The sequence below is a fragment of the Streptomyces sp. Edi2 genome (assembly GCF_040253635.1).
Classification (GTDB): domain Bacteria; phylum Actinomycetota; class Actinomycetes; order Streptomycetales; family Streptomycetaceae; genus Streptomyces.
The window spans coordinates 4407917-4433632 of record NZ_JBEJGX010000003.1 but is presented as its reverse complement, the minus strand read 5'-3'; the positions used below and the strand labels follow the sequence as shown (position 1 = coordinate 4433632).

Below are 25716 nucleotides of genomic sequence, written 5' to 3'. Positions count from 1 at the left end.
CCTCACGCCGCCGCGTCCGCCGACTCCGCGCTGTCCGCCGCCGGGGCCCGGCCCTGCCTCGCGGGCCGGCCGTTGACCATCAGCCCGGCGATGAGCGCGGCCAGCAGCATGATCGCCGAACCCACCCCGATGGCCACGGTAAACCCGTGCACCACACCGCTCTTCACGATCCCCTCCCGCACCGCCGGGGTGAGCCCGAGGGCCCCGCTGCTGCGGGCCGCGGCCGCCAGGTGATCCGCGACATACGCCGCACTCGTCGAGGTCGCGATCGTGTTCAGCAGCGCCGTACCGATCGAACCGCCCACCTGCTGCGCCGTGTTGACCGTCGCGGACGTGACACCGGAGTCGTGCGGAGCCACCCCGGATGTGGCCGTCGCCAGCACCGGCATAAAGGTCAGGCCCATGCCGAGGCCGACGAGCAGCATGGCCGGAAGCACATGGGAGACATACGCGGGCTCGGCCGTCAGGAACGTCAGGGTGAAGAGCCCCGCGGAGGCGAGGAGCGCCCCCGGGACCATCAGGAACCGGGGCGGGATCCGGTGCAGCAGCCTCGCCGAGATCTGCGTCGACCCGACGACGATCGCCGCCACCATCGGCAGGAAGGCCACTCCGGTCCTGACCGGTGAATATCCGAGCACGGTCTGCAGGTAATAGGTCATGAACAGGAACATTCCGAACAGCCCGATGACCGCCAGCGCCATCGTCAGGAAGGCGCCGCCACGATTCCGGTTGCGGACGATGTGCAACGGCAGCAGGGGGTGACGTGCCCTCGTCTGCCACCACGCGAAGACGCCCAGCAGCGCCACACCCCCCACCAGCAGCCCGAGGACCAGCCCGTCCCCCCAGCCCCGCGGCTCCGCTTCGCTGCACCCGTAAACGATCGCGACCAGACCGCTGCAGCCCAGCACCACACCCGGAGCGTCCAGCGAGACGCGCCCCCGCTCGGACCGGTCGCGCAGAAAGACTGCGGCGCCGGTGAGGGCGATCACGGCGATCGGGACGTTCACGTACAGGCACCAGCGCCAGTCCAGATATTCGGTCAGCAGCCCGCCGGCGATCAGTCCGATGGCCGCGCCTCCGCCCGCGATCGCCCCGTAGATCCCGAAGGCCTTGCTGCGTTCCTTCCCGATGGTGAAGGTGGTGGTCAGCAAGGACAGCGCGGAGGGCGCCAGCAGCGCGGCGAAGGCGCCCTGCAGTGCCCGCGCCCCGAACAGCAGCCCGGACCCGGTGGCCGCGCCGCCCAGCCCGGACGCGACGGCGAAGCCGACCAGCCCGATCATGAAGGTTTTCTTCCGTCCCACCAGGTCGGCGATCCGCCCGCCGAGCAGCAGCAGCCCGCCGAAAGCGAGCGTGTACGCGGTGATCACCCACTGGCGGTTCGCATCCGACATCCCCAGGTCCCGCTGGGCCGACGGCAGCGCGATATTCACGATGGTCGCGTCCAGCACCACCATCAACTGTGCAATCGCGATCACCACCAGCGCCCACCAGCGCCGTGGATCGGGCTCGGCCGCGGTGGCCCAGGAGGGAACGCTGGGCCGGCGCGGCGCCGGTGGCGGCTCGCCACCCCCCTCTCGGCTCGCCTCACCCATCGACCCACCTCGCTCGCTGGTACGGCCGCCCCGGTACGCCCCGTCGGCCAGCACATGAGCGGCAGGGAGAAAGCAGGGCATTTCCCCCATTCAGCGTAGGCAGTGGGGAGAGGTGGCGCCTGCTGTGCCGGGGCGGGGCGAGGGGCGGCCGCACGGCTCGCGGCCGGCGCACCGTGGCGTACCGGGGCGCCTCGTCCAGGGCCTGTGGACCTCGGTCCGGGTGTCTGCGGGCCGCGGTCCAGGGCCTCCGGAACGTGGCCCATGGGCTTTCGGCCTCAGTTCATGGGTTTCCGGACCTCAGTGCGGATCTTGGCCGCCTCGTCGGCGAGGGCCTGGAGGTCGACGGACCGCGGGTCCTGCGCCAGATCCGCGCCGTCGGCCGTGGCGACACTCGCGTTCGTGCGGGAATCGGCCCAGACGCAATACGACAGGGTGATCTTCTGACCCGACTGCCGGCGCACATCCACACCGCAGGTCAGCGGGTCTTCGCCGCCGCTCGGGGTGATTTTCCGGTCCGGCACCACGACGTCCGTGTTTCCGTCGCTCGTCATTCCCTGCAAGGTGTGATCCAGGGCTGTCGCAGGGTCGTCGATGGTGCCGTAAATGCCCATCATCACCAGCGACGTGGTGTCGTGCGAGTACTGCCCGCCCGCGGTCTTCAGCCCGTGCGCGTAGGCCCCCTCGTGCGGCACCGACGCATCGGCCTGCTGGGAGATGTCCTTGACGAGCTTGTACTTCCCGCCGGCCAGCGTCTGCGGAACCGTGATCCGGTACTTGGGGCCTCCGTCGTCGCCGGAGCTGCCACCGGAGCTCTGGCCGCTGTGCAGTGCCGCGGAGGAGACCGCCCCCAGGAGCGCCAGGCCGCCGATGGTCGCGCCGGCGATCGCCCATTTCTTCCCGGCGCTTTTCCTGGGCGGGAAGGGCGGCGGCATCCCCGGCCCGCCGTACCCGTACGGGGTCTGCTGCGGGACACCGTAGGGGCCTGGCTGCGCGTGGGGCCCTGGCTGTCCGTAGGGGCCTGGCTGTCCGTACGGCCCCGGAGCCGGCGCCGCGGGTATCCAGCCGCCCGGCTGTCCGGGTGGTGGCGCGCCGGGCGGGAAACCGTATCCGGGCGCATTCCCGGACCCCGGTTGCGGCTGCTGCGGCGTATTCATTTATTCCCCCTCGTTCCGGATTGACGGACTCTTCGACATTTGCGGGATTGTTCGCCATTCATGGATGAATGCTTTCCCGTGTCGAATTCCGTCCGTCATTTGCGTCATGGGCGGGTGTCGTGGCGCGGCACCCTGGAGTATGCGCGGTCGTTGATTTCGAGGAACACTCTGTCATACGGGATCGGTAACGCCATGGGCGGTGTCCGGCGGATAACCGTCCCTGAGGTTCTTTTTCTTTCTCCCGCGGGCGGGGCCCCGTATGGCCGGGCACGAAAGGGGACGGCCGCGGCGGGCCCGGGGCCCGGCCGCGGCCGGTGAGGTGTCGTCAGGGAGCGGAAGAGTGGTCAGCTCACAAGCGGTCAGCTTGAGAGTGATCAGCTCAAGAGCGGTCAGTTGTCCTTGATGATGCCCGCGGTGCGGGCCTCGGCGAGCCACTCGGGGAACTCGACCATCAGCTGCTGGTAGAGCTCGTCGTGGGAGAGGCCGCGCGGGTCGCGGCCGGCGTGGAAGAAGCCGGCATTGTCGACGACGCGCTTCTCCGGGACGGCCAGGTCGTCGAGCTTGCGGAGGAAGTCGAAGCCCTTGGCGTCCGGGTCCCCGAAGCCGATGAACTGCCAGAAGATGGGGAGCCCGGCCGCCTCGCAGAGCGCCTTTTCGGCGGCCGGCTTGGAGGTCGGGGCGCCGTCGGTCTGGAAGATGACGAAGGCCGGGGCGGTGGAGCCGGACTTCTTGTAGTGCTCGACGACGGCGTTGATGGCCCAGTGGTAATTCGTACGGCCCATGTGGCCGAGGCCGGCGTGCAGTTCCGCGATGCGGCCCTCGTAGTTGGTGAGGTCGATGTCGGCGGTGCCGTCGATGTCGGTGGAGAAGAAGACGACGGGGACGGTGGCGTCGTCGTCGAAGTGGGCGGAGAGGCCGAGGGCCTGCTCGGCGAGGTTCTGGACGGTGCCGTCCTTGTAGTAGTTGCGCATCGAGCCGGAGCGGTCGACGACCAGGTAGACGGCGGCGCGCTGGGTGGCGAGGCCGTGCTTGTCCAGGGTGGCGGCCGCGGACTTGTAGAGGCTGAGGAGCGCGGGGGCCGTGGTGGCGAGGGAGGCCGGGGCCTCGGGCCGGTCGTCGGCCTTCGGCTTGGGCTCGGCGGCCGGCTCGGTCGCCGCCACGGCCGTCGGCTCGGCTGCTGCGGCCTTGTCCTCGGCGGCCTTCACGTCGGCTGTCTTCGCCTCGGCTGCCTGCAGCCCGGCGGCCTTCACCTCGGCTTCGGGCGCCGGGTCGGTCGTCGGCTCGGCCTCGGGGGTGGCTTCCGGCTGGTCGGCGACCTTGGCCTCGGTGTCGGCCTTTGCCTCGGCGTCAGCCTTGGGCTCGGCGTCGGCCGTTGCCTCCACCTTCTCCTCAGGCTTCTCTTCCGGCTCGGGCGTGGCCTCCGGCGCTGCCGCCACCTCTGCCACGGGCGGCTCGGTCTCTGTCTCGGCCTCTGACACGGTGTCGGCAACTGCAGTCTCGGCAACTGCCTTGTCCGCAGGCTCCACGACGACCTTCACCGCCGGCTCGCCCGTCGGCTCGGCCGCCACCGCAGGCTCGGCCGTCGGCTCGGCCTCGGTCTCGGCAACTGCAGGCTCGGTCTCCGCCACGGGCTCCGGCTTGTCGAAGGCCTGGCTCACCAGGTCGGAGACCGGGTCGGAAGCGGTCGGGGTGGCAGCCGGGGCCGCTTCCGCGGTGGACGGCTCGGTCGTCGCGGGTGCACCGGCATCGGCGTCCGCATCCGTATCGGCATCGCCATTGGCGTCGGCCTGCGGCTCGACGTCGGCACCAGCCTTGTCCTCCCGCACCGCGGAGATCTCCGCTGCCCGGTCTCCCCGGTCCGCCCGGTCTCCCCGGTCCGCGCGGCCGCCCTGTGCCGGCAGCGTCGCGGTCGTCGGCGCCGGAGCCGGAGCCGGGTCCGTGTCGGGGCTCTCCGTGGGGGCGGTCCGTGCGGCCGGGACCTCGGCTTCGGGGGCGGCGGCCGGGGTGGACTCTTCGCGAGCCTCCGGGATGGTCGCGGACTCCGGCTTGTCGGCGCCGCTCGGGGCCGCGCCGGTTTCTTCACGGGTCGCCTTGGAGCGACCGAAAGCGTTGCGCAGCAGACTCCGAATGCCCATCGGCGAACCTCTCTTGCGTGTGGTGGGTGCGGCGTATGTCCGTGAAGCGCGGACATGTCCCTGACCAGGACGGATACGTAAGGGTAGCCGCCGACACCGGCCTCATCGTGGGACCCCGCGCCTTGTGCGGTGGGCCATCCGGGGGTGTTGCGGAGGCCGATGGTTTCAGCCGGCGCGGCCCGGGAGCGTTCGCCCTGCGTACGAGGTGGTCCGGTCGTCCGCACCTTCTCCTCGGCCGTCCACAAAACCTCCCCGCAGTCCGTACGAGCCGCCCTGCCGGGACGTACCCACCGCCCGACGGCCGCGCACCGACTGCCCCGACGGTCCGTACTCACCAGCTCGACATGTCCGTACTCGCTGCCCGACGGTACGCACCGCCCGCCCGGATCCGCGCACCGGCTCCCGCCCCGCCTCGCCTCGCCCGCCCGGATCCGCACAGGCGGCTCCCGACTCGCCCCGTTCCGCCGCTCAGGGCACCAGGCCGTGCGGAGCGGCCTGCGTCGCAAGGGACGGACGGGGTAGGCGCGTTGGTGCCGCCCGGCCACGGCACCGCTCTCCGGGCCCGCCCACGGCACCGGTTCCGGCCCGCCCACATCACGCCACGGAAACGATGTGGCAAGAGCTGGGTAAGAAGTGAGTCGCTCACGTATCCGATGGGCAGGTGTGCCCGTCTTCTCCGGTGACCATTGTCCAGAGCCGCCCGTTGTGCCTTAGGCGGCCGGAAGAAGGCAAGAACCCTTATCGAGGGTGACGGGAGATGTGGGCGCATGGGGCTGACCAGTCAGTCGCTCGAATACACGGTGATCGTGCTGGCGGTGGCCTGCGTCGCCGCCACGGTGTGGCTCTGGCCCCGGCTGTCGCGGCGCGGGGTGGGCCCCGTTCTGGGCAGACTGGGCGCCATCATGGTCACCCAGGTGTCCATCGTGTGTGCGCTCGCCCTCGCCGTGAACACGAACTTCGAGTTCTACGGCAACTGGGACGAGCTGCTGGGCAACAACGACAAGGCCCCGGTGTCCGTGAGCCAGGGGGGCGGGCAGTACGCCTCGGTCGGCAACATGAAGGGCGGGCTGGTCCAGCCGGCCGGTTCGCAGGGCCTCGACCGGGTGACCGGACTGCCCAAGGGGCCCGAGGACAAGGTGGGCAAGGTCGAGTCCGTACGGATCGTCGGCCGCCGTACCCGGGCCATCAACCCCGGCTTCGTCTACCTGCCGCCGCAGTACTTCCAGCAGCAGTTCCGCCGTCAGCGGTTCCCTGTCATGGTCGTCATCAGCGGCTACCCCGGCGGGATCATGAACCTCGCGCAGCATCTCCAGGTGCCGCAGAACGCCGGCCGGCTGATCGCGCAGGGCAAGATGCAGCCGACGGTGATCGTGATGGTCCGGCCGACGATCGCGCCGCCGCGGGACACCGAGTGTGTGGATGTGCCGGGCGGGCCGCAGGCCGAGACGTTCTTCACCAAGGACCTGCCGGACGCCATGAAGTCGGCCTACCGGGTGGGCCACGATCCCAGTGCCTGGGGCGCGTTCGGGTACTCGTCCGGTGGTAGCTGCTCGCTGCAGCTGGCGATGCGCAACCCGCATGCCTACACCTCGGCGGTTTCGCTCTCGGGCGACTACGCGATCAAGGACGATCTGACCACCGGCAGCCTCTTCGGCCCCGGCCCCGAGGGCGCTCAGCGGGAGCGTGAGCATGATCTGCTGTGGCGGCTGAAGAACATGCCCGCGCCGCAGATCTCCGCGCTGGTCGCCAGCAGCCGTAAGGGCGAGGCGGATTACGGCGAGACCATGAAGTTCATCCATGCCGCAAAGTCACCGATGTCGGTCGACTCCATCATCCTGCCGCAGGGCAGCCACCAGTTCGCGACCTGGCGGCGCGAGGTCGTGCCCGCCCTGGAGTGGCAGAGCCAGCAGCTGACGTTCCCGCAGGACACCGAGGCTGCCTCCCCGTCGCAGAAGCCGGGGGCGGGCGCAGCGGGTAAGGGCGGCGCTCCGGGGAAGGGCGGCGCTCCGGGCGCCGACCAGCAGGCCGGACCGTCCAAGGCGCCGACGGCGTCCGACGACAAGGGGCGCCGACGGGTGGAGGCGGAGCGCCCCCGGGGGTGAGCCGCAGTTGAACGGAGAGCAGGGGCGTCGGAGGTATCCGGCGCCCCTGTCGCGCGTGATGGGGATGTGACCTGTTCGCCGCGTGGGGCGGCCGTCCGTCCCCGGTCACATGATTCGCCGGGCCCCGGGTAACTGGATGTCCCATCGGCGCACAGCGCACCTCGTACCCCCGGGAGTGACCTCATGGCGCGTACGCAACAGGGCGACGAGGCGGCGTGGTCCCCCGTGGCCGCGCGGGCCCCGCTGGCCGTCCGGATCCTTCTGCTGGTGCTGGCGTTCGCCGCGATGGTGGCCTTCGCGGTGGCGCTGGCCCGGGTCACGCTGACCCCGTCGGCGGCCTCGGTGCCGCTGACCCACCCCAACCTCCGCCCCGGCGACTCGATCCGGAGCTATCTGGCGCAACCGCACCTGGCCGATACGGTCAAGCAGCTCGGTGGCAACGTCCTGTTGGGGGCGCCGTTCGGGGTGCTGCTGCCGGTGCTGCTGCCCCGGGCGCGCGGGCTGCTCCGGGTCGGTGTGGCGACGGCGTTGGTGATGCTGCTGGTGGAGCTGGTGCAGGGGGCACTGATCACCGGCCGGGCGTTCGACATCGATGATGTGATCCTCAACTGCGCCGGCGCGCTGATCGGCTATCTGTTGCTGGGGCGCCGGCTGGGCCGCGCGGTGCATCCGCGGCGCAGGCACTGGTGGCACCGGCTCAGCGGGAAGGGGGCGGCGGTGGGGCAGCAGCCGCCCACGGCCTCCAAGGCGCCCGCTCCGTAGGGCCGTCCGGCCCGTCCGGCACATCCGATCCGTCCGGCACGTCCGGCACGTCCGGCACATCTGGCACATCTGGCACGTCCGGCCCGTCCGGCACATCCGATCCGTCCGGCACGTCTGGCACGTCCGGCACGTCCGGCCCGTCCCGGCCGTTCGGTGGCGTCCGCCCCGTGCCGGGTACTACGGGCGGTAGACCATCCCCGGCTCCGGCTTCGCCGGGGACAGCAGCTGGGAGACCGTGACGACCGTGTAGCCGCGCTTCTTCAGTTCCTTGAGGATGCCGGGGACGGCCGGCACGGTCCCCTTGTAGATGTCGTGCAGCAGGATGATGCCGTCGCGCTCGGTCTGCTCGAGCACCCGCTTGGTGATCAGGGCCGAGTCGTTGGTCTGGTAGTCCTTGGCGGTCACGCTCCACAGGACCTGCGCCAGACCGAGTCGCTTGCTGATCTCGGATACGTCTTCGTCGGTCCTGCCCTGCGGCGGGCGCATCAGTTTCGGCGCCTTGCCGGTGATCTTGCGGACCGCGTCCTGGACGCGGGACAGCTCGCGGGTGGCCTCTTCGGGCTTGATGTCGGTCAGGATCTGGTGCGACCAGGTGTGGTTGGCCAGCTCATGGCCCTCGGCGTCGATCCGCTTCACCTCGGCGGGGCGCTTGTCGACATGGTTCTGGCCGAGCATGAAGAAGGTCGCGTGCACCTTCTCCTTTTTGAGGATGTCCAGCAGGCGGTTGGTGTGCTCGCTGGGGCCCGCGTCAAAGGTGAGCGCGACGCACTTCGCCTTGCGGCAGTCGACGTCGCCGCCGCTGCCGCCCTGGCCGTCTGCGTTCTTGGCGTCCTTGGCCGCGGCGAGCCGGGCGTCCTTCGCCTTGACGTCGGAGGCCGGTGCGTCGGCGCGGGCGTCGGCCGGGGCGGTGACGTCGTAGGTGGCGCAGCCGCTGAGGGCCAGGGTCAGGGTGGTGGCCGCCAGCAGCCCGGCTATGGACGTACGGCGGGCCGTGGACATCTGCTTCGGCATGCGGGCCTCTCTTCGGGCAGGTACGGGCAACAACGGGCCCATGACCTGCGCTTTTGCGCATGGCAAAGCCGACGCGTACGGCGGCATCACCGCCTCGCGCCGCCCTTCGGTCTCAGGGGCCCAACCGAAAGTGACTATACATAGGGGGTACACACCATGTGTATACGTGGGGTGTGTAGGTGGACTGCGCAGGTGAGGCGGGGAAAGGGAGCGGGGGGCGCTGCGGCCGTCGGGGCGGCCGTCCGCGCCCACCCCGATCAGACGCGTCCGCCGCGACACCCCGCCCCCACCGGGGTGGACTCGTACCGTGACCGCACCCTCGCCGGACGACTGTCTGGCCCGTAACGACTGGATCTGCGGCGACTACCTGAGCACCCGTCGGCAGATCCTGCTCGACGCGGTCGTCCAGCACATCCAGCTGACGGTGATCTCGGTGGCGCTCGGGCTGGTGATCGCGGTCCCGCTGGCGCTGCTGGCCCGCCGCAGGCGCTGGACGGTCGGGCCGGTGCTCGGCATCACCACGGTCCTCTACACCATCCCGTCGCTGGCGATGTTCTCGCTGCTGCTGCCGGTCTACGGGCTGTCCGCCACCCTCGTGGTGGTCGGCCTCGCGCTGTACTCCCTCACCCTGCTCGTACGGAACATCCTGGCGGGGCTGGACGGTGTCCCCGCCGAGGCCAAGGAAGCGGCCCGCGGCATGGGGTACGGGCCGACGCGCCAACTGCTGGCCATCGAGCTGCCGCTGGCCGTACCGGCCGCGATGGCCGGGCTGCGGATCGCCACCGTCTCGGCGGTCGCGCTCACCACCGTCGGGGCGATCGTCGGGTACGGCGGGCTGGGGAACCTCATCTACTCCGGTATGAACTCCTTCTTCAAGGCGCAGGTGCTCACCGCGTCCGTGCTGTGCGTGATCACCGCGATCGCCTTCGATCTGCTGCTGCTCGGCGCGGAACGGCTGCTCACTCCCTGGCGCCGGGCCGGGCATCGGGCACGGCGGCGGACCCGGGCCGGCGAGGGAGTGAAGCGGCTGGTCACAGCTGCCGGGCGGCGGACATGAACACCCTCTCCGCGGTCTGGACCTGGCTGACCACCGTCGCCAACTGGTCCGGTGAGAACGGTGTCTGGCACCGCCTCGAACAGCATCTCGTGCTCACCTTCGCCTGCCTGGTCATCAGCGCCCTGATCGCTCTGCCGGTCGCGCTGACCCTCGGGCACCTCGGCCGGGGCGGTGCGCTGGCCGTCAATCTCGCCAACATCGGCCGCGCGGTGCCGACCTTCGCCGTCCTCGTCCTGCTTCTGCTGACTCCCCTCGGACGGCACGGGCAGTGGCCGACGATCATTGCGCTGGTGCTGTTCGCCATCCCGCCGCTGCTGACCAATGCGTATGTCGGGATGCGCGAGGTGGACCGGGACGTGGTGCGGGCCGCGCGGGGCATGGGGATGACCGGGACGCAGCTGGTGTGGCGGGTCGAGGTGCCGCTCGCCTTCCCGCTCGTCCTGACGGGCATCCGGATCGCCGCGGTCCAGCTGGTGGCCACCGCCACGCTCGCCGCGCTGGTCGGCGGCGGTGGCCTCGGCCGGATCATCACCGCGGGGTTCAACCTGGCCAGCACCCCTCAGGTGGTCGCCGGCGCAGTCCTGGTCGCGGTGTTCGCGCTGCTGATGGAGGCCGCCTTCGAGCTGGCACAGCGGTGCGCGCCGGGCTGGGCACGGGGGAGGGCCCGATGAGGGCGGCCGGTGCGGCAATTGCGGTCCTCACCGCCCTCGGGCTCTCGGCCTGCGCCGGCGGCCCCTCCCTGGAGAACCGCTCCGCGATCACCGCCTCCCCCGGTGACAGCCACGATCTGGCCATCGGCTCGGCGGGCTTCACGGAGAGCGAGCTGCTTGCCCAGATGTACGCGGCCCTGCTCCAGCGTGCCGGCTACCGCACCCACGTCCTGACGGTCGGCAACCGTGAGCTGTACGAACCGGCCCTGGAGGCCGGGCAGATCGATGTCGTCCCCGAGTACGCCGCAACCTTCGCGGACTGGCTCAACGCCAAGAGCAAGGGATCCAAGGCGGCTCCTGTCGCCTCGCCGGACCTGAGCACGACCATGGCCGCGCTGCGCCGCCTCGCCGGCCCCCGCGGACTGACCGTGCTCCCGGCCGGCCGGGCCGTCGACCAGAACGCCTTCGCGGTGAGCGCCGCCTACGCCCGCACACACCACCTCAAGACCCTCAGCGACCTGGGTCGCGCCAAGCTGCCGGTGCGTCTGGCGGCGGGCGATGAGTGCGTCCAGCGGCCGTTCTGCGCACCGGGGCTGAAGAAGACGTACGGGATCAACATCACCGCCATCGACCCGAAGGGCGTCGGCACCACGCCCGCCAAGCAGGCCGTCCAGAACGGCCAGGACCAGATGGTGCTGACCACCAGCACCGATGCCACCCTCGACCAGTTCGGCCTGGTGCTGCTCGCCGACGACAAGAAGCTCCAGAACGCCGACTACGTCGTCCCCGTCGTCAACCGAGCCCGTGCGGGCAGCGCACGGGCGGCCGCCGCACTCAACCAACTCAACAAGGTCCTGACCACCGCCGACCTGGCGCACCTCAATGAGGAGGTGGACAGCTGGCGGCGGCTGCCGGCGGATGTGGCCCACAACTACCTCCGGTCCAAAGGGCTGTTGCCCAAGGGGTGACGTCCGCCGGGGAGGTGTGCGCGGTGCGGGACGGCGGGACGGCGGGACGGCGGGACGGCGGGGTGTTTCACGTGAAACTCCAGGCGGGCCAACTGGCCCACGGACAGACGGGCAGGCAGCCAGACGGGCAGGAGGCCGTCCGGCAGGCAGAGCAGGCGTTTCACGTGAAACAGGCCACTCTGCCTCCGCCCTGCGCCCTCACTCCGTGGGAACGGAATCCACCTCGGCCCGCTCGCGCGGCACCCCTCGCTCGTCGGAGTCGATGGTGCGGCGCAACGCCTCATGGAGCTTGGTCGGGGTGAGGACGCCCAGGAAGCGGTGGCCGTCCAGGACCGCGATCCAGCCGGCATCGTGTTTGAGCATCTCGCTGAAGGCTGCTTTGAGAGTGCCGGTCACCGGCACCCAGGCCTCCATCCGGCGGGCGTGCCCGGCGACCGTGCCCGCCACTCCGGCCAACTCCTCCGTGCCTGCCCAGCCGTGCAGTGCGCCCTCCTCGTCAAGCACCACCGCCCAGCGGGCGCCCTCGGCCCGCAGCCGTCTTCCGGCGTCCGTGGCGGGTTCGCCGAGCCGGACGAGCGGAGGGCGTTCGAGGTCGCCGCGGTCGATCCCGGTGACCGAGAGCTGCTTCAATGCGCGGTCGGTGCCGACGAATTCGGCGACGTAGGGGGTGGCGGGGGCGCCGAGGACGCTCGCGGGGGTGTCGTACTGCTCGATCCGGCCCTCCCCGTAGACCGCGATCCGGTCGCCGAGCCGGATGGCCTCCTCGATGTCATGGGTGACCAGCAGCACCGTCTTGTGCATGGTGGCCTGCAGCCGCAGAAACTCCTTCTGCAGCCGGTCGCGGACGACCGGGTCGACCGCACCGAACGGCTCGTCCATCAGCAGCACCGGCGGGTCGGCGGCGAGCGCACGGGCCACCCCGACCCGCTGACGCTGGCCACCGGAGAGCTGGTCGGGGTAGCGCGAGCCGTGGACCGCAGGGTCCAGGCCCACCAGGTCCAGGAGTTCGGCGGCCCGCTCGCGGGCCCTGCTCTTCTTCCAGCCGGTCAGGAAGGGCACGGTGGCGGTGTTGTCGAGGACGGTGCGATGGGGGAAGAGACCGGTCTGCTGGATGACATAGCCGATCCGGCGGCGCAGTGCGACCGGGTCGACACCGGCGACGTCCGAACCGTCGACATAGATCTGGCCGCGGGTGGGGTCGATGAGCCTGTTGACCATCATCATGGTCGTCGTCTTGCCGCAGCCGGACGGTCCGACCAGCGTCACCAGTTCACCCTCGCCGACCTCGAAGGAGAGGTCGTCGACAGCGGTGGTCCCGTCGGGGTAGCGCTTGGTGACGGACTCGAACCGGATCATTGCGCCATTGAATCCCGCGGCGCGCGAACGGACCCGCCACACGGGCAATCGGGTGGCCGCCGGGGCCGGGGGGATACGGGCCGGACCGACGGCCCGTAAGACCGTGTCCCGTCGAACGGCGGGCCGTACAACCCCGGTGCGCGGGGCCGTACGAGTTGCTTCCGCCGCACCGCCTCTCCTCCTGCCGCGTCCGGCCCCACCGGCGTGCTTACGATCCCCTTCGGCCACCGTTCGGAAGGGTGGAAGGGAACGCCACGATGAGAGCCGTAGCAGTCAGCGCATTCGGTGAAAAGCCGCAGCTCATGGATCTGCCCCAACCCGAGCCAGGGCCCGGTGAGGTTCTGGTGCGGCTGTCCGCCGCCGGACTCAACCCCGTCGACTGGAAGATCGCCGACGGCATGTTCGGCGATGCCGTGCCGGCGGCCTTCCCCCTCGTCCTGGGGTCGGACGGGGCGGGCGAAGTACTTGCGATCGGGAGCGGCGTACGGCGATTCACCGTCGGCGACGCGGTGTTCGGCCAGTTTCAGCGGCCGGAGCAGGGCGGCGGTTCCTACTGCGAGCTCGCCGTCGCCGACGAGAGCCGCCTCGCGCACGCCGCCCGGAGCGTCACCTACGCCACGTCCGCGGGGCTGCCGACGGCCGGCATGACCGCGTACAACCTGGTCGAGGAGACCCGGGTCACCGAGGGCACCCGGGTGCTGATCGCCGGCGCGACCGGCGGCGTCGGCACCTTCGTCACCCAGCTCGCCGCCGGACGCGGCGCCGAGGTGATCGCCACCGCGCGCCCGGCCAAGGCGGAGCTGATGCGGACACTGGGCGCCGCGGAGACCGTCGACCACGCCGCGGGCCCGCTCGCCGACCAGGTCCTCGCGGCCCATCCGGACGGCGTCGACGTGCTGATCGACATGATCAGCGGGCCCGCCGAGTTCGGCGAGCTGACCCGGACCGTACGCGACGGCGGCACGGCCGTCTCGCTCCTCGGCTCGGCCGACGCCGACGAGCTGACCGAGAACAACCTGCGCGGCTTCAACTTCGTCAACCGCCCCTCCCAGCAGTTGCTGGAAATCCTCGCCGGTCAGGTCGACGCGGGCCGTCTGACGGTCCTCGTGGGACGCGAGGTCTCGCTGGAGGAGGCGCCGGAGGCCTTGGAAGCCAGCCGCAGCGGCCGGGCGCAGGGCAAGACGGTCCTGGCGATCTGAGCGGAGCTCAGGGACCCGCGGCGGCGCGGGCGAGGCGGCGCGCCCGCAGCGTCCGGGCCGCCGGCGGTCCCGCCGCGGCCAGCGCCGCGGTCAGGGCGCCGGCACCGACGACCAGCCAGACGCCGGTGAGCAACGGACCGGTGAGCGCATCGGCGTAGGCGCCCGCGGCGGGCCGGGAGATCACAGCGGGCAGCGCGTCCAGGGCCCGGCCGCGGACCAGCGCGAGCGCGGCGGTCAGCAGGGCGGCTGCCGCCGCGCAGCCCAGTCCCGTACAGATCAGCGCCCGCCGCCGCTGCCGCGCCAGCAGCAGCCCGCCGGTCAGGCACAGCGCCGCGGCGGGCGGCAACAGCAGCGCCCCGGTGTGCACGACCCGGTAAACGGCCCGGATCCGCGGTACGTCCGGTGCCTTCAGCAGCACGATCTCCACCCCGGCCCGCGGCACCCTGCGGAGGAGGTCGAGCCCCATGCCGTTGTGCGACAGCTGACGCTTGACCCGCTCCACGACCGGTGTGAGATCGAGGGTGACCGCGGAGCGGCCGGACGCGGTCAGACTGCCGTCCAGGCTCTGGTGGGCGGTCCGGTGCACCCCGTTCCACACCGAGGGGAAACCGCGCCCGGTGACGACCTGCCGTACCTGCTTGTCCACGAACTGGCGCAGGCCGCGGGTGAAGTGCTTGCGCAGCGCGGGGCGCTCGGGGCGCGGTACGGCGTCCAGCAGCCCGTCGAGCCTGACATGCGCCATCACCCCGTCCGTCACATCGTCGACGACCGCGTTCTGCACGGCAGGGTTCCCGGCCAGCGGTGCCACCGCCGCCACATAGCTGTCGGTCTCGGTCAGCTCGGCCCGCGCCCAGGTAGCCGCCAGACTCAGCGGCAGCAGCAACGCCCCCATCAGCAGCAGCACCCCACCGGCCACCGCCCGCCCGCGCCGCCACGGCGACCGCTCCCGCTCCGTCACCCGCCTGCCCGGAGGTATGGGAGCGTTCGCTGACATCGCGTCTGGTCCTTCCTGCCCGGCGGGCGGACAAGGGCGCGTCCCGTGGACCGGCCGGGCCCGGGAAGACCTCGGTGCCGGGCCGGCAGTTCCTGCCGGCGAGCCCACGGACCGGCCGGGCCCGGGAAGTCCCCCGCAATGCGCCCCACGGCCTGCTTCCAGGCAAGTGCGAACCCCCGCCGCCCGCGAGCGGGGCCGGTGCCAACGGGTGACCCGGCGGGCGGCGCCGGCCCGGCCCGGGGGACCCGGCGGGCGGCCCGTGGGCTCGGACCGATCCGGGGCCTCAGCGCGGCGGTTGCCTCAGCGCGGCGTTGGCCTCAGCGCGGCGTGGCGCCGCGCCGCCGTCGTACCGCCCGCACCACTCCCGGACCGAGCAGCGCGGCGGCCCCGGCGGCCGCAGCCCACCACCCCCAGCCGCCGCCGGCCCCGGCGTCCGCGCGGGTCTCCGGCAGGTCGTCCAGGTCGCCGGAGCAGGCCGTGGGGGCGAAGGATTCATCCACGTAGACACAGACCGTGGCGGCGGCACGCAGAGTGCCGGGGGCCGCGCTGCCGGCGCGGTCGACCCGGTCGCCGAGCACGGCCGAGGCGGTGAACACCTGGATGTCGTGTGCGGGCAGATCGGAGCGCCAGACCGCCTTCTGCTTGCCCACGCCGCGCCCTTCGACGGTGGCGCCGGGCGCGGTGGCGGAGGTCGTGGTGGCCGGCATCTCCTGCTCGATACGGGCCCCGTGGACGGCGGTGGGGCCCAGGTTGTGCACGGTGATGCGGTAGTCGAGCCGTTTGCCGGCCTCGGCGTCGTCCCGGCCGTCGGTCACCGCCACCGTGACCGAGACGGCGGGAGGAGCCGGGGCGTACGCGGCGGCGGGCGATGCCTGCGGGACGTACGCGGCGGCGGACAGTTGCTGCCGGACGTGCGCGGCGAGAGGCAGTGCCCGCGGGGTATACGCGCCGACGGGCGGTGCCTGCGGGGCGTGCGCGGCGGCGGGCGGTCCGGGGAGCGTGGCGGCGCACAGCAGCGCGCAGACAACGGCGGTTCTCATGCCGTCATCCGAGCATCGCGGCCCCCGTCACCGGCGGCAGGCGGCCTTCTCCCGGGCCGGGTTCACCCGAGTGAGGGGCGGTGGCCGCCGCTCGACGCCGGTGCCGCCCCGACCGGTGCATCCGATCGTCAACGCCGTTGCGGCCCCGACCGGTGCACCCGACCGTCAACGCCGTTGCGGCCCGACCGCTGCACCGGACCGTCAACGCCGGCGCTGCGGCCCCGACCGGTGCACCGGACCGTGGGAGTCCTCGCAGTGACCGGCCTGCTCCTCCGCCTCGGTGCCGGGCCGCGGGCCCAGCGTCAGTACGTCATCGGGCGAGCCCTGTTCGCCGACGTGGTCGACCTGGAGGGTGGCGTGGCTGATGCCGTACTCGCCGCTCAGCAGCTCCTGCAGACCGCGGCGGACCTTGTGGCAGTCGCCGCCCGGCGCCACCAGGATGTGCGCGGAGAGCGCCGGCTGCCCGGAGGTGATCTGCCAGATGTGCAGATCGTGCACCTCGACGACCTCGTCCGTGGCGACCAGACGCTCGCCCAGCGCGTCCGGGTCGACCCCGGCCGGTGCGGCCTCCATGAAGATCCGCCCGGATTCGCGCACCAGCCCCGTACCGGCCCGCAGCATCAGCGCGACGACCACCAGCGAGGCAATCGAATCCGCCCGCTCGAACCCCGTCGTCAGCACGATCAGACCGGCGAGAGCGGTGGCGACGAAGCCGAACAGGTCGGTGAGGATGTGCTGGTAGGCGCCCTCGACGTTCAGGCTGGAGCGGTTGGCGCGGGACAGCAGCCAGGTGCAGATCAGATTCACCACGATCCCGGACAGCGCGGTGACCAGCACCAGCCCGCCGGTGACCGCGGGCGGCGAGATCAGCCGCTGGACCGCCTCGTACGCCAGCCAGACCGACAGCAGCAGCAAGGTGATGCCGTTGGCCTGCGCGGAGAGGATTTCGGCGCGCTTGAGCCCGTAGGTGTACCCACCGCGCGCGGGCCGCGCGGCCAGCCGCATCGCGACCAGGGCCAGCACGATCGAGACCGCGTCGGTGAGCATATGGGCGGCGTCCGAGATCAGTGCCAGGGACTGCGCCACGACACCGATCACGACCTCGACCGCCATGTAGGCGGTGAGCAGCAGGAGCGCGCTGCGCAGCCAGCGCCGGTCGGCGTCCGGTGAGACCCCGTGGGCGTGGCTGTGGCTGTGCCCGTGGCTGTGGGCGTGCTCGGTCATGGGCGCGCTCCTTCCTGGCTCCTTGCTGCGAAGCAAACCGCACTTCAGCAAAAGATCCAAAGGCTGCATCGGTGACCGTTGTCATTACCGTCGAACGGCCTATCGCACCTGGTCAGAGCGGTGCGGACGGGAAAGGGAGCGGGGGCCGCAAACGGAATTCGGATGTCCGATCGCGGCTGGCGTGGGAAGCCGCCGAGGCCTTTGTGCCCCGGTAGCATCCGGCGCTATGAGCGCTACGGGCGAGAGCGTGCGGCCCGCACCCGGCAAGGGCCAGGTCCTGGCGGTGCTCGGCCTGCTGGCCGCCGTCGCGATCCTGTACGGGTACCACGACGGCCTCCCCTTCTGGCTGGGTGCCCTGACCGGCGTCGTTGCCGTGCTCGGCTACTTGGTCTGCTTCGACTCCCCGCGCGGCATCTGGCAGTGGCTGCCGGCCGGGGTGGGTTTCTGCGCGGCGTTCCTGTTCGCGTGGCAGTTCCTGCTCGTGGTGCTGGGGTGAGGGGACGGGGCTGCGAGGCCGGTTGACCGGGGGCGGCAGCGGGGTCGTCGCGCGGGTTGACCGGGCGGCAGCTGGGCCGTCGCGCCGGTTGACGGGGGCAGCGGGACCGCGTGAGGCGACCGGTCAGTAAAGTTCGGCTCCCGTCCCCCGGACCGGTACCCCTTCGTCGTCATCGTCGACGGGTTCCCCGGCTCCGGCCCCTCCCGACGTCTGAGGTATCCGGCAGTGAGCCCCGCACCACCCGCCCCGGCCGCTCCTGAACCCGTGTCCGTCGTCGGCATCGGGGCCGATGGCTGGGACGGACTGCCCGACGCCTCCCGGCAGGCGCTGCGGAGGGCCGAGGTGCTGATCGGCGGCCCCCGCCAGCTCGCGCTGCTGCCCGACGAGTGCGCCGGTGAGCGCGTCCCGTGGCCCTCCCCCCTGCGCCCCGCCGTCCCCGGGCTGCTCGCGGCGCACGCCGGGCGCCGGGTGTGCGTGCTGGCCAGCGGCGATCCGATGTTCTACGGGATCGGGCGGACCCTGACCGAGGTGCTGGCGGAAACGGCAGCGGACGGGGGATCAGCAGCGGCAGGGAAATCGGCAGCGCAAGAGGACGCGGCCGGGGAAGGCGACGCGGCCGGGGAAGGCGACGCGGAGCACCCGCCCCGGCTCCGGATCTTCCCCCACCCTTCCTCCGTCTCCTACGCCTGCGCCCGCCTCGGCTGGCCGCTGGAGGACACCGAGGTCATCACGCTCGTCGGGCGGCCCACCGAGAATCTGGCCCGTGCGCTGTACGACGGCCACCGCCTGCTGGTGCTGTCCGCCGGTGCCGGCACCCCCGCCGAGGTCGCCGCCCTGCTGCGCGCCCACGGCTTCGGCCCGACCCGCATGCGCGTACTGGAGCAACTCGGCGGCCCCCGTGAACGGACGGCCGAGGGCACCGCCGACGGCTGGGACGCCCCGCCCGCCGACCCCCTCAATGTCATCGCCCTCGACTGCCGCCGCGCGCCCGGCACCCCGCCGCTGTCCACCGTCCCCGGCCTCCCCGACGCCGCCTACGAACACGACGGCCAGCTCACCAAGCGCCATGTCCGCGCCGCCACCCTCGCCGCGCTGGCGCCCGCCCCCGGCGAACTCCTGTGGGACATCGGCGGCGGCTCCGGCTCCATCGCCATCGAATGGCTCCGCGCGCACCGCACCTGCCGCGCCATCGGCGTCGAGCGCGACGCCGTACGGGCCGAGCGGATCGGCCGCAACGCGCGCTCGCTCGGCGTGCCGGCGCTGCGCGTCGTCCACGGTTGTGCGCCCGCCGCCCTGGCCGGACTGCCGGTGCCGGACGCGGTGTTCATCGGCGGCGGGCTGACCGCCCCCGGCCTGCTGGCCGCGTGCTGGGAGGCGCTGCCCGCGGGGGGCCGGATCGTCGCGAACACCGTGACGCTGGAGTCCGAGGCGCTGCTCGCCGACTGCTACCGGCAGTACGGCGGCGAACTGATCCGGCTCGCGGTCGCCCATGCGGTGCCGGTCGGCGGCTTCACGGGCTGGCGGCAGGCGATGCCGGTCACCCAGTGGTCGGCCGTGAAGCCGCCGGCCACCTCCCCGTCGCCGGCCGCCTCCCCGTCACCGCCTCCGTCCCCGTCCTCGTCCCCGTCGTCCGGCCCCCAGGAGACCGAGCAACCATGACCGTCCACTTCATCGGCGCGGGTCCCGGCGCCGCCGACCTGATCACCGTGCGCGGCGCCCGTACGCTCGCCTCCTGCGGGGTCTGCCTCTACGCGGGCAGCCTGGTGCCGCGCGAGCTGCTTGCCGAGTGCCCGCCCGGCGCCCGGCTCATCGACACCGCTCAGCTGGACCTCGACACGATCACCGCCGAGATGGTCCGCGCCCACGAGGAGGGCCACGACGTCGCCCGGCTGCACTCCGGCGACCCGTCCGTCTTCAGCGCGGTCGCCGAGCAGATGCGCAGGCTGGACGCGGCCGGGGTGCCGTACGACGTGGTGCCGGGCGTGCCCGCGTTCGCCGCGGCCGCCGCCGCCCTGGGGCGCGAGCTGACCGTCCCCACCGTCGGCCAGACCGTCATCCTCACCCGCGTCGCCCAGCGCGCCACCCCCATGCCCGAGGGCGAGGACCTTGCCACCCTCGGCCGCAGCGGTGCGCTGCTGGTCCTCCACCTGGCCGCGATGTACGTCGACCGGGTCGTCGACGAACTCCTGCCGCACTACGGCGCCGACTGCCCGGCCGCCGTCGTCGCCATGGCCTCCCGCCCCGATGAACTGGTCCTGCGCGGCACCCTCGCCGACATCGCCGGCCAGGTGAAGGCCGCGGGCGTGGTCCGTACGGCCGTCATCATGGTCGGCCGCACCCTGGGCGCCGAGCAGTTCCGCGACAGCCATCTCTACTCGGCGGACCGTGAGCGGCCGCACGGCGGGTGCGGGGCAGGCGAGGCCGGCGCAGGCGGCGGTGCACAGGACTCCGCGCCCGCTGCTGCCGACACTCCCTGAGCCTGAGCCTGAGCCTGGGCAGACGCAGACGCACCGGAGCCCCGGGACGGAAAGTCCCGGGGCTCCGGTGCGTCCAGCTGATGCGTGACGTGCGGGCCTCAGAGGCTGGTGGTGTGCACCGCGCCCATGACGGAGCCGGAGACCTGCGCAGAGGCACCCTCGGGGGAGACCGACGCGCCGGCGCCGAGGAAGCCGCCGACGTTCGCGGAGACGCCGTGCCCGGCGATCTCGGCACCGGTGTTGGCGCCGCCGGCGACGAGACCACCGGCGATGTTCTCGAGCTCGCTGTCGGAGATCTCCGTGGCGGCGGGGGTGAAGTCGTTGCGCATGGTGTGCCCTTTTCGTCAGTGCTGTGGATTCTGAACCCATGCAGGCAGAATTGTGAAGCAATCCGTCCGCAAAACGGTCGCCTGGCACCGGACACCGAAACCGGAACCGGGACCGGAAAATGACACGCATAATGGCGTCCGTGTGTGCATGAAATGCAATCACGATGAGGGGCTGCGCGGCAACTTCCCGGCCGATTTTTCATGGGCCTGGAATGCGGCGACGCGACTGTCCTGACGTGCGGCTTTGCCCGGTTCTCGCCTGATGGGCTTCGTGGCGTCTTCGCCGGGTTGGATGGCGTGAGATGTCTGCATTTTCCGCGCAACGAGGGGTGTGGTGCGGGTTGTCGCGCTGGGGGTCATACGGGTTATGAATTTACGCCGAAACCCTGAAACGCCCTTTGGGTCGCCGGGCGCGTACAACGTCCCCCGTGGGCGGCGGAGCGGGCGCGGTCACGTGTCGCGGTCGCACTTTCAGTTTCCCGGTTTCCGGCTTCCGCTTTTCTCATTTTTGAGTTTTCGGTGAAGGTTCCGCACCGAAAGGCGGCACATCCGTTTACGGGAGCCCGCCTGCTGCGCGCCCACCCTGTCCCCGGACCCGAGCCCGGCCCCGTCAGACCCGGCCTCCCCGGGCCCGTCCGGCTGACCATACGACCGCATAGGGGTGAATGTCCGTTACTCGGCTACCGGGGGCCGGTAAGGAAGCTGCGACACCCAAGGGGGGCCGAGCAAAGGAGTGCGCCACGATGCGTACCAGACTGGCCGCCGGCGCGGTCGGCGCCGCCGTCCTGCTGACGCTCTTCGGCGGCAACGTCGCCGGCGCCGACGGCAGGGACCACACCACGCAGGCGACGGCGGCGGACACCCCCGCACAGACGCACGACAGCTCGCCGTGGATGCACAACACCCCGGCCAGGGTGAACGACCGGCCGCTCCGCCTGAACACCCGTCCGGCAGGGCGCTACGACCGCGGGCAAGCCGGCTTCGACAGCAACGGGCGGTTCCGCGACAACCCGCTGCAGCTGACCACGTGTGCCCTCGGCACGACGCTGGGCAGGCTCACCGGCCGCGGCAGCGACTGCGTGGCCAGCCGGTACGGGCTGCGTACCTGACCACCTGACAGGTGCGGAGGCGGGGGGAGCCCTTCACCGGACCGGGCCTCCCGGACGGCCTCCCGGACGGGCGTCCCCCGGCCCCCGCGGCTCCGCCCGCCCCACCACCATGCCCGCCCGGTCGATGCAGATGACGTCGACCGCGACGGGCGCCCCCCGCAGCACGGCCAGCGACTCGTCCCGGGCCGTCGCCGCCACCAGATCCCCCAGCGGGACATCCGCCGCGGCGCACAACTGCAGCGCCGCCAGGCCCGTGTTGGCCTCGGCCACCGCCTGCGCCAGCGACTCGTCCGCCCCGCCCCGCCGGGCCAGCTCCGCCAGGAACCCCTTGTCGACCTGGGACCGCGCGGAGTGCAGATCCAGATGCCCGGCCGCCAGCTTGGACAGCTTGGCGAACCCGCCGCAGATGGTCAGCCGCTCCACGGGGTGGCGCCGGACGTACTTGAGCACCGCCCCCGCGAAGTCCCCCATGTCCAGCAGCGCGTCCTCGGGCAGGTGGTGCAGCGCGACGGCGGCCTTCTCCGACGTCGATCCCGTACACCCGGCCACATGCCGCCGCCCCGCCGCCCGTGCCACGTCCACGCCGCGCCGGATGGAGTCGATCCAGGCCGAGCAGGAGTACGGCACCACGATCCCGGTGGTCCCCAGGATCGACAGCCCGCCCAGGATCCCCAGCCGCGGATTCCAGGTGCTGCGGGCGATCTCCTCCCCGTGATCGACGGAGATCTCCACCTCGACGTCGGCCGCCGCCCCCGGACCGCCGCCGTACCGCGCCGCGACCTCGGCCAGGTGCTCCCGCATCATCTGCCGCGGTACGGGGTTGACCGCCGGCTCGCCCACGTCCAGCGGCAGCCCGGGCCGGGTCACGGTCCCGACCCCGGGCCCGGCCTTGAACACGACCCCCGACCCGGCCGGCAGCGCCCGCACGGTGGCCCGCACGAGCGCCCCGTGCGTCACGTCGGGATCGTCGCCCGCATCCTTCACCACCCCCGCCATGGCGACGGTCCGCCCCGGCGTCAGCCCTTCCGCCGTCGGCTCCTCCACCGACAGCCCCTCCGCCGTCGGCCCCTCCACCACCAGCTCCTCCACCGCCAGCGCGAAGGACGGCGTCTGCCTCTTCGGCAGGGTGATCGTCACCGGGTCGGGGAACTCGCCGCTCAGCAGCGCCGTGTACGCGGCCGTGCTCGCCGCGGTCGCACAGGCCCCGGTCGTCCAGCCGTGCCGCAGCCCGGTGTGCGCGAGCTGCGCGCTGCGCCCGCCCGCGGCCTTGCCCGTACCCTGCGGTCCGGTATGCCCCGTACCCGTATGCCCCGTACCCTGCGGTTGCGCTTCAGCCACGGAGGAACCCACATCCCATGCCCGACGCAGCCCGCCCGCCGCGCCACGTACTGATCCTCGGCGGCACGACGGAGGCCCGCTGCCTGGCCGCGGCCCTGGCCGCGGAGCCGGCCCTGCGCGTGACGACCTCGCTCGCCGGCCGGGTCGCCGCGCCGCGGCTGCCCGCCGGGGAGGTCCGCATCGGCGGATTCGGCGGCCCCGAGGGCCAAGCCCGCTGGCTGCGGGAGCACGCGGTGGACGCGCTCATCGACGCCACCCATCCTTTCGCCGACACGATCAGTCACAACGCGGCCCTGGCCGCCGCCACCGCCTATGTTCCCCTGCTCGCCCTCCGCAGGCCCGGCTGGGTGCCGGGACCTGGCGACTCCTGGCACCAGGTCACCTCCCTGGACGAGGCCGCCGCCGCCCTCCCCGCCCTCGGCACCCGCATCTTCCTCACCACGGGCCGCATGGGCCTGGCCCACTTCGCCCACCTCACCGGCCTCTGGTTCCTCGTCCGCTCCGTCGACGCCCCCGAGCCGCCGCACCCGCCCCGGATGACGACGCTCCTGGACCGCGGCCCGTTCACGCTGGAGGGCGAACGGCAGCTCCTCCGGGACCACCGGATCGACGTCGTCGTCACGAAGGACAGCGGGGCGGCCGCGACCGCCGCCAAGCTGACGGCGGCGCGGGAGGCCGGGGTGCCTGTGGTGGTCGTACGGCGCCCGCCGCCGCCGGAAGGCGTGCCGGTGGCGGCGGATCCGGACGAGGCCGTGCACTGGCTCCGGCGCCTTTTCAGCGAGGCCAATTCACACTGAAGTGATTGGCCTCGCGGACCCTTTTCGCTAATTCCTCGCGGCGCTTTGCCGATTCCGCGGGCTCGTCATCCCGGCGGGCGTCCGTGTCATCAAGGCCGGGGTCGCGGGAACCTGCGGTCCCGGAGTCGCCCGCCTCCCCGCTCACGGGGCGGACGCCCGCACCGCGTCCGCGAGCCGCCGCGCCACCTCCGGGGTACACCGGCCCAGCTCCACGAGCGGCCGCGGAAAGTGATCCGCCAGCGAGACCGCGTCCACGGCCAGGGACGGAAGGGTGATCCCCGCCCCTTTCAGCGCCGTCCGCAGCTCGCCGCACGCCTGCTCCGCGTCCCTGAGCTTCCCGGCCGCCGGACCGCGCTCCGCCATTCCCATTCCCATTCCCATTTCCTCTTTCCTCTTCTCAGTTCGAGTCCTGACTGGGCTGCGACAGCCCTTTCACGGTCCTAGAGTCGTCATAACTGGCCACGCCCAACAGGGAGTTGGCGTTGCCGTCGGAACGGGACAACGAGGGGATGGGGGAATGGTCGAAAGGAATTCCGAGGAGTACGAGGGCTCGGCCCGCTGGGTCCTCGCCTGCGAACTCCAGCGGTTAAGGGAAGCGTCCGGGAAATCACTGGCCCAGCTCTCCGAAGAGACCAACTACGACCGCACCTACCTGCACCGCCTGGAGACCGGCGAACGCCTCTCCAAGCTCCCGGTCATGGAGGCCCTGGACCGGGTCTACGGCACGGGTGGGCTGCTGGTGCGGCTGTGGGGGCTGGCGCGGCTGGAAGCGTTCAAGGACAAGTACCGGGAGTTCATGAAGCTTGAGGCGAAGGCGACGATTATTCACAAGTACGCGGTGTTCGTCCCTGGCCTCTTGCAGACCGAGGACTTCGCCCGGTTCGTGCTGTCGCTGTCGCCAACTGCCGTCAGTCCGAATGAGCTTGAAGACGACGTCGCCGCTCGCATCGGTAGGCAGGAACTGTTGCGTCGCACCCCACCTCCCAGTGTCCGGATCATTCTCGACGAGGCGGTTCTGCGGCGTCCGGCGCCCGATCCCAAGGTCTGGCATGACCAACTGGCCCGGATCGAGGACGCTGCCCAAGCCCCGACCATGACGATCCAGGTGCTTCCTCTATCTGCTGGGGTGCAGGGCCTCACCGGTGGTCCGCTCTCGCTCCTCTGGATGGCGGACGGCAGTGCTGTTGCCTACCTGGAGGGCAACAGGTCAGGTGAGTTGATCGAAGAGTCGGCAGAAATCGAGCGATACCGACTGTCCTACGATCGCCTGCGAGACGCGGCGTTGCCGCCGCGTGAGTCATCCGTATTCATCCAGCAGTTGGTGGAGGACAGCAGACCATGAAGATGATCCCCAACCTGGCCGGTGCTGCATGGCGCAAGAGCAGCTACAGCGACGGAGGCGAAGACAACTGCGTTGAGGTCTCCGACGGGTTTCCCGGTGCCGTGCCGGTCCGTGACAGCAAGAACCCGACCGGTGGCGTGCTGCTCTTCCCGGCCGCCGTTTGGTCGGCCTTCATAGTCACTGTGAAGTGCGGTCGGCTCGGCTGAGTGATCGCCAGGGAATCTGTAAGACGCTCGAACCGGAGCTCTCAGAGAGGCGATTGCGATGACTGCCTACCGGGTCACAGCGCGCCGCGCGGGTGAATGGTGGGCCTTGGAGGTCCCTGACCTCCCGGGGGTGTTCAGCCAGGTCACACGCCTCGACAAGGCGGAGGAGGCGGCCCGTGAAGCCATCGCTGCCATGCTCGGTGTCGCAATCGAGGACATCGAGGTAGGGGTCGAGTCGGGGCTGCCCAGGGAGGCAGTGCAGGGCCGCAACGCTGCGGAGAGAGCCGATACGGCCGCCATAGGCGCCAGGTGGGCTGCCCGAAAGGCCATGCATCGCGCCGTACCGTCGACCGTTCGGCCGACGGAGCACTAGGGTAC

At 71.8% G+C, this 25716-nt stretch carries 25 protein-coding genes; 14 read left to right on the top strand and 11 right to left on the bottom strand.

Annotated elements, in window-relative coordinates; all coding sequences use genetic code 11:
- Positions 1–2: 2 nt before the first annotated feature.
- The 3 genes from ABR737_RS22925 to ABR737_RS22915 form a co-directional block, all read right to left on the bottom strand.
- Positions 3–1592 (bottom strand): MFS transporter, encoded by a 1590-nt coding sequence (locus ABR737_RS22925; protein WP_350251982.1) that lies wholly within the window; start codon positions 1590–1592, stop codon positions 3–5.
- Between the two features lie 275 nt (positions 1593–1867).
- Positions 1868–2524, bottom strand: a complete 657-nt coding sequence (locus ABR737_RS22920; RefSeq protein WP_350251981.1) for a hypothetical protein — start codon at positions 2522–2524, stop codon at positions 1868–1870.
- Positions 2525–3135: 611 nt separating this feature from the next.
- Positions 3136–4881: a vWA domain-containing protein gene (locus tag ABR737_RS22915; RefSeq protein ID WP_350251980.1), complete on the bottom strand. Its 1746-nt coding sequence runs from the start codon at positions 4879–4881 to the stop codon at positions 3136–3138.
- A 767-nt stretch (positions 4882–5648) separates the two neighbouring features.
- Between ABR737_RS22915 and ABR737_RS22910 the strand changes: the two genes are divergently transcribed.
- Together ABR737_RS22910 and ABR737_RS22905 are read left to right on the top strand one after the other, a co-directional pair.
- Positions 5649–6983: an alpha/beta hydrolase gene (locus ABR737_RS22910; RefSeq protein WP_350251979.1), complete on the top strand. Its 1335-nt coding sequence runs from the start codon at positions 5649–5651 to the stop codon at positions 6981–6983.
- A gap of 183 nt (positions 6984–7166) precedes the next feature.
- Positions 7167–7745: a VanZ family protein gene (locus ABR737_RS22905; protein WP_350251978.1), complete on the top strand. Its 579-nt coding sequence runs from the start codon at positions 7167–7169 to the stop codon at positions 7743–7745.
- Positions 7746–7922: 177 nt separating this feature from the next.
- On the opposite strand, the gene ABR737_RS22900 is transcribed toward ABR737_RS22905, so the two are convergent.
- Positions 7923–8756, bottom strand: a complete 834-nt coding sequence (locus ABR737_RS22900) for a polysaccharide deacetylase family protein (RefSeq protein WP_350251977.1) — start codon at positions 8754–8756, stop codon at positions 7923–7925.
- Between the two features lie 307 nt (positions 8757–9063).
- Here ABR737_RS22900 and ABR737_RS22895 point away from each other — a divergent pair, with 307 nt between their 5' ends.
- From ABR737_RS22895 to ABR737_RS22885, 3 genes are read left to right on the top strand one after another with little or no spacing between them, the layout of a single operon-like run.
- Positions 9064–9813 carry an ABC transporter permease gene (locus tag ABR737_RS22895; RefSeq protein WP_350251976.1) on the top strand — a complete coding sequence of 250 codons (750 nt, stop codon included), beginning with the start codon at positions 9064–9066 and terminating at the stop codon, positions 9811–9813.
- On the top strand, positions 9810–10484 hold the full coding sequence (locus tag ABR737_RS22890) for an ABC transporter permease (RefSeq protein ID WP_350251975.1): 675 nt from the start codon (positions 9810–9812) through the stop codon (positions 10482–10484). Before ABR737_RS22895 ends, ABR737_RS22890 begins: the two co-directional genes overlap by 4 nt.
- Positions 10481–11431, top strand: a complete 951-nt coding sequence (locus tag ABR737_RS22885) for an ABC transporter substrate-binding protein (protein WP_350251974.1) — start codon at positions 10481–10483, stop codon at positions 11429–11431. The genes ABR737_RS22890 and ABR737_RS22885 overlap by 4 nt, the downstream gene beginning before the upstream one ends.
- A 198-nt stretch (positions 11432–11629) precedes the next feature.
- Here the strand turns inward: ABR737_RS22885 and ABR737_RS22880 are convergent, their stop codons facing one another.
- Positions 11630–12787, bottom strand: coding sequence for an ABC transporter ATP-binding protein (locus tag ABR737_RS22880; RefSeq protein ID WP_350251973.1), 1158 nt, complete (start codon positions 12785–12787; stop codon positions 11630–11632).
- A 257-nt stretch (positions 12788–13044) separates the two neighbouring features.
- On the opposite strand from ABR737_RS22880, the gene ABR737_RS22875 reads away from it, so the two are divergent.
- Positions 13045–13986 carry an NADP-dependent oxidoreductase gene (locus ABR737_RS22875; RefSeq protein ID WP_350251972.1) on the top strand — a complete coding sequence of 314 codons (942 nt, stop codon included), beginning with the start codon at positions 13045–13047 and terminating at the stop codon, positions 13984–13986.
- Between the two features lie 7 nt (positions 13987–13993).
- Here the strand turns inward: ABR737_RS22875 and ABR737_RS22870 are convergent, their stop codons facing one another.
- The 3 genes from ABR737_RS22870 to ABR737_RS22860 all read right to left on the bottom strand — a co-directional run bounded on the left by ABR737_RS22870 (position 13994) and on the right by ABR737_RS22860 (position 17244).
- Positions 13994–14980, bottom strand: a complete 987-nt coding sequence (locus ABR737_RS22870; RefSeq protein ID WP_350251971.1) for a hypothetical protein — start codon at positions 14978–14980, stop codon at positions 13994–13996.
- Positions 14981–15297: 317 nt separating this feature from the next.
- Positions 15298–16020, bottom strand: coding sequence for a hypothetical protein (locus ABR737_RS22865; protein ID WP_350251970.1), 723 nt, complete (start codon positions 16018–16020; stop codon positions 15298–15300).
- Between the two features lie 201 nt (positions 16021–16221).
- Complete coding sequence (locus tag ABR737_RS22860) at positions 16222–17244, bottom strand: cation diffusion facilitator family transporter (RefSeq protein WP_350251969.1); 1023 nt, start codon at positions 17242–17244, stop codon at positions 16222–16224.
- A 226-nt stretch (positions 17245–17470) separates the two neighbouring features.
- Between ABR737_RS22860 and ABR737_RS22855 the strand changes: the two genes are divergently transcribed.
- The 3 genes from ABR737_RS22855 (at position 17471) to cobM (ending at position 20217) form a co-directional block, all read left to right on the top strand.
- Entirely contained in the window at positions 17471–17740 is a 270-nt protein-coding gene (locus ABR737_RS22855) for a hypothetical protein (RefSeq protein ID WP_350251968.1), read from the top strand.
- A gap of 225 nt (positions 17741–17965) precedes the next feature.
- Positions 17966–19399, top strand: coding sequence for a precorrin-6Y C5,15-methyltransferase (decarboxylating) subunit CbiT (gene cbiT / locus ABR737_RS22850; RefSeq protein ID WP_350251967.1), 1434 nt, complete (start codon positions 17966–17968; stop codon positions 19397–19399).
- The gene (cobM, locus tag ABR737_RS22845) at positions 19396–20217 is read left to right on the top strand and encodes a precorrin-4 C(11)-methyltransferase (RefSeq protein ID WP_350251966.1); all 822 of its coding nucleotides are present in this window, start codon (positions 19396–19398) and stop codon (positions 20215–20217) included. Before cbiT ends, cobM begins: the two co-directional genes overlap by 4 nt.
- Positions 20218–20315: 98 nt before the next feature.
- On the opposite strand, the gene ABR737_RS22840 is transcribed toward cobM, so the two are convergent.
- Positions 20316–20546, bottom strand: coding sequence for a hypothetical protein (locus ABR737_RS22840; RefSeq protein WP_350251965.1), 231 nt, complete (start codon positions 20544–20546; stop codon positions 20316–20318).
- Positions 20547–21289: 743 nt separating this feature from the next.
- Between ABR737_RS22840 and ABR737_RS22835 the strand changes: the two genes are divergently transcribed.
- Entirely contained in the window at positions 21290–21655 is a 366-nt protein-coding gene (locus ABR737_RS22835; RefSeq protein ID WP_350251964.1) for a hypothetical protein, read from the top strand.
- Positions 21656–21688: 33 nt separating this feature from the next.
- On the opposite strand, the gene ABR737_RS22830 is transcribed toward ABR737_RS22835, so the two are convergent.
- Complete coding sequence (locus ABR737_RS22830; protein WP_350251963.1) at positions 21689–22993, bottom strand: cobalt-precorrin-5B (C(1))-methyltransferase; 1305 nt, start codon at positions 22991–22993, stop codon at positions 21689–21691.
- Positions 22994–23010: 17 nt separating this feature from the next.
- Here ABR737_RS22830 and ABR737_RS22825 point away from each other — a divergent pair, with 17 nt between their 5' ends.
- Complete coding sequence (locus ABR737_RS22825) at positions 23011–23790, top strand: cobalt-precorrin-6A reductase (protein WP_350251962.1); 780 nt, start codon at positions 23011–23013, stop codon at positions 23788–23790.
- Positions 23791–23931: 141 nt separating this feature from the next.
- On the opposite strand, the gene ABR737_RS22820 is transcribed toward ABR737_RS22825, so the two are convergent.
- Positions 23932–24165 carry a hypothetical protein gene (locus tag ABR737_RS22820; protein ID WP_502964355.1) on the bottom strand — a complete coding sequence of 78 codons (234 nt, stop codon included), beginning with the start codon at positions 24163–24165 and terminating at the stop codon, positions 23932–23934.
- A 142-nt stretch (positions 24166–24307) separates the two neighbouring features.
- Between ABR737_RS22820 and ABR737_RS22815 the strand changes: the two genes are divergently transcribed.
- The 3 genes from ABR737_RS22815 to ABR737_RS22805 are packed head-to-tail and all read left to right on the top strand — an operon-like array spanning position 24308 to position 25711.
- Positions 24308–25132 (top strand): helix-turn-helix domain-containing protein, encoded by an 825-nt coding sequence (locus tag ABR737_RS22815; RefSeq protein WP_350251961.1) that lies wholly within the window; start codon positions 24308–24310, stop codon positions 25130–25132.
- On the top strand, positions 25129–25338 hold the full coding sequence (locus ABR737_RS22810; RefSeq protein WP_350251960.1) for a DUF397 domain-containing protein: 210 nt from the start codon (positions 25129–25131) through the stop codon (positions 25336–25338). The genes ABR737_RS22815 and ABR737_RS22810 overlap by 4 nt, the downstream gene beginning before the upstream one ends.
- Before the next feature lie 58 nt (positions 25339–25396).
- On the top strand, positions 25397–25711 hold the full coding sequence (locus ABR737_RS22805) for a type II toxin-antitoxin system HicB family antitoxin (RefSeq protein ID WP_350251959.1): 315 nt from the start codon (positions 25397–25399) through the stop codon (positions 25709–25711).
- The last annotated feature ends 5 nt before the right edge of the window (positions 25712–25716 follow it).